Genomic DNA, 1261 nt, shown 5'->3' with positions numbered 1-1261 from the left:
GTCCGACACCAGCACCGCGCCCGCGCCCGACAGCGCCTCGGCGACCGCGGGCGACACCGGCCCCCCGGTCGCCTCGCCCTCCCCGGCGTCCAGCCGCGCCACCGACTGGCTGCCGGACCGGATCCGCGTCTTGACCGGGGTCGAGCCCGCCAGCCGCAGCGCCACGACCCGCACGTGCGGGCGCAGCATCGCGCGCAGCCGGCGGCCCGCGTCGTCGTCGCCGAGCGCGGTCACCAGCACGACCTCGCCCCCTTCGGCGGCGGCGAGCAGCGCGGCCAGGCCCGCCCCGCCCGGCCGGGCCCGCTCGGCGGCGTGCTCGATCACCGGGACGGGCGCGTCGGGGGAGAGCCGGGCGCTCTCCCCGACGAGGTCCACGTCCAGCAGCGTGTCCCCGACGACGACCAGCGTCCCCGGCCCGGGCCGGCTCATGCCGTCACCCTCAGGGCGAGGTCCACCTGCCCGCACAGCAGGTGGAGCGCGGCCAGGTGGATCTCCTGGACGGTCGAGGTGCGCTCGGCCTCCACGGTGATCGCCTCCTGGGCGGCGGCGGCGAGCGGGTTCGGGCCGGGCCCGGTGACGGCCCACGCCGTCAGCCCGCACACCCGCGCCTGCCGGGCCGCCGCGACCACGTTGGCGCTGGACCCGCTCGTGGACAGGCAGACCAGCACGTCGCCGACCCGGCCGTGCGCCCGGACCTGCCGGGCGAACACCTCGTCCGCGCCGTAGTCGTTGCAGATCGCGGTGGCGGTGGAGGTGTCGGCGTGCAGCGGGATCGCCGCCAGCGGGACGCGCTCGTCCTCGAACCGGCCGACCAGTTCGGCCGACAGATGCTGCGCCTGCGCGGCACTCCCGCCGTTTCCGCAGGTCAGCAGCCGTCCACCGGCCTCCAGGACGTTCGCCAGGTGCGCGCCCCAGGCGGCGATGACGGGTGTCCAGCGGCGGAACTCCAGCGCGGCCGAGGCCAGGTCCTCCAGGCGCCTGTCCTGGTCGCGGGAGAGCACGCGCGTCTGCGTGGTGGAGGTCATGCCGCCACCTCCCTCGCGGCCATCGCCCGGTGGTACACGGCGAGGGTGTCGTGCGCGACGCGCGGCCACGAGTAGCGGGCCTCGGCGATCCGCCGGCCGGCGAGGCCGTAGGAGTTCCTCCGCTCCCGGTCCGCGAGCAGCGTGTTGATCGCGCGGGCCGCCTCGGCCGGGTCGCGCGGCGGGACCAGCAGGCCGGTCACGCCGTCCTGCACGGTGTCCAGGTGGCCGCCGACGCC

At 77.5% G+C, this 1261-nt stretch carries 3 protein-coding genes; all 3 read right to left on the bottom strand.

Annotated features, from left to right (window positions below; translation table 11 throughout):
• The coding region (locus tag AB0J52_RS41240) for a PfkB family carbohydrate kinase (protein WP_500188707.1) at positions 1-429 on the bottom strand (429 nt) is incomplete at its 3' end.
• The gene (locus AB0J52_RS41235) at positions 426-1025 is read right to left on the bottom strand and encodes a D-sedoheptulose-7-phosphate isomerase (protein WP_500188705.1); all 600 of its coding nucleotides are present in this window, start codon (positions 1023-1025) and stop codon (positions 426-428) included. The genes AB0J52_RS41240 and AB0J52_RS41235, both read right to left, overlap by 4 nt.
• The coding region (locus AB0J52_RS41230; RefSeq protein WP_500188704.1) for a glycosyltransferase at positions 1022-1261 on the bottom strand (240 nt) is incomplete at its 5' end. The genes AB0J52_RS41235 and AB0J52_RS41230, both read right to left, overlap by 4 nt.

Source organism: Spirillospora sp. NPDC049652 (assembly GCF_040675125.1).
Classification (GTDB): domain Bacteria; phylum Actinomycetota; class Actinomycetes; order Streptosporangiales; family Streptosporangiaceae; genus Spirillospora.
This window is presented reverse-complemented; position numbering and strand designations above follow the sequence as displayed.

What these genes read in the sequence shown, in the direction of transcription:
- AB0J52_RS41235 (WP_500188705.1), bottom strand. Translation starts at nt 1,025, where the DNA reads ATGACCTCCACCACGCAGACGCGCGTGCTCTCCCGCGACCAGGACAGG.